The sequence below is a fragment of the Phytobacter sp. V69 genome, assembly GCF_965644215.1.
Classification (GTDB): domain Bacteria; phylum Pseudomonadota; class Gammaproteobacteria; order Enterobacterales; family Enterobacteriaceae; genus Phytobacter.
The window spans coordinates 1-647 of record NZ_CBFFRL010000489.1 but is presented as its reverse complement, the minus strand read 5'-3'; the positions used below and the strand labels follow the sequence as shown (position 1 = coordinate 647).

Here is a 647-nt window from a genome sequence, read left to right as displayed (position 1 = left end):
GGGCATCGTGAAAAGTCTATGTCAAAGAAAGGGTTATGTTCTCATAATTGACGATTAAATCGCACCTTCCTTAACAGTACACAAGTTCACATCAGAATGCCGAGATAATTTCCCTCGTTAAGTCTAATGATAAGAATTATTGTTTGGGTGTTTCGTCTTCCGTGAAGGTATCAATAAACGCTTGCTGCTGCGGCGTCAATTTCCAGGACGCCGGAACCGTGGTTGAAGCTTGCGGTTTCGCTGCTTGTGGTTTGTCACGCGGTTGACACACTTGCTTCACTGGCTCAGAGCGACCTGTTACAGCCATTTTAACCCCAGTATTTCCAGATGATTAACGCCACCACGACCCAAAAGACGGCAGAACCCAGAAATACCGCCAGCCACGCTTTACGCTTGAGCTGCGGGTCCCTTTGCGGTTCTTCGCTTCCTGATGGCATTGCTAACCTCGTACAATCGACATCACTTATCATTTTAGGCACCAACAATCGGTACAATTAATCATGGATGAGATAAATCCTAAAGAAACTTTAGTCGAAAAGCTAGTGAATTTACGTACAGTTTCCAAAGAAATATTTAGATAGTGTCGTCACAAGATTTTAGCCCAGAGAGCGATGCATCTGATCTGGACGGCAGCGAGAAATGAGGCC

At 45.1% G+C, this 647-nt stretch carries 2 protein-coding genes; both read right to left on the bottom strand.

Annotation, left to right across the window (positions count from 1 at the left end):
• Nucleotides 1–136 precede the first annotated feature (136 nt).
• Nucleotides 137–307 (bottom strand): YciX family protein, encoded by a 171-nt coding sequence (locus tag ACSZPU_RS26160; RefSeq protein ID WP_499004532.1) that lies wholly within the window; start codon nt 305–307, stop codon nt 137–139.
• Between the two features lies 1 nt (nt 308).
• Nucleotides 309–470, bottom strand: coding sequence for a YmiA family putative membrane protein (locus ACSZPU_RS26155; RefSeq protein WP_499004531.1), 162 nt, complete (start codon nt 468–470; stop codon nt 309–311).
• Between the last annotated feature and the right edge of the window lie 177 nt (nt 471–647).

Bases quoted from the DNA above. Each gene is read 5' to 3' on its own strand.
- ACSZPU_RS26160 (WP_499004532.1), bottom strand. From the start codon at position 307: ATGGCTGTAACAGGTCGCTCTGAGCCAGTGAAGCAAGTGTGTCAACCG.
- ACSZPU_RS26155 (WP_499004531.1), bottom strand. From the start codon at position 470: ATGATAAGTGATGTCGATTGTACGAGGTTAGCAATGCCATCAGGAAGC.